This window comes from Pseudomonas sp. Fl4BN1 (assembly GCF_009908285.1).
GTDB lineage: Bacteria > Pseudomonadota > Gammaproteobacteria > Pseudomonadales > Pseudomonadaceae > Aquipseudomonas.
This window is the reverse complement of sequence record NZ_JAAARM010000154.1, coordinates 1-381: the sequence shown is the minus strand read 5'-3', so window position 1 is coordinate 381 and position 381 is coordinate 1. Positions and strand designations below refer to the sequence as shown.

At 68.0% G+C, this 381-nt stretch carries 1 protein-coding gene; it reads right to left on the bottom strand.

Annotated elements, in window-relative coordinates; translation table 11 throughout:
- The coding region (locus GV818_RS34010; RefSeq protein ID WP_161778772.1) for an NTP transferase domain-containing protein at nucleotides 1-367 on the bottom strand (367 nt) is incomplete at its 3' end.
- Nucleotides 368-381: the final 14 nt, after the last annotated feature.

Genomic DNA, 381 nt, shown 5'->3' with positions numbered 1-381 from the left:
CGCCCAGGTGGTCGTTGCCGGCGGCGCCTACGAGCGCGCTCAGCGTTTCGGCGCGGGTGAGCGGCACATCGCCGTAGAGCACCAGGGTGGGCACGCTCTCGTCGAGCTGGTCGACGGCCTGCATGACGGCGTGGCCCGTGCCAAGCTGCTTGTCTTGCGTGGCGAAGGCGATGTCGGGCGCGCCAACCATCTCGCGCACCCGATCACCGCCATGTCCGACCACCACCACCAGGCGCGTCGGCGACATGGTGCGCGCGGTTTCAATGACGTGCGCCAGCAGCGGTTTGCCGGCCAGGGGGTGCAGCACTTTCGGCAGGGCGGAGCGCATGCGTTTGCCCATGCCTGCAGCCAGGATGACGATATTCACAAGGAGGTTCCTAG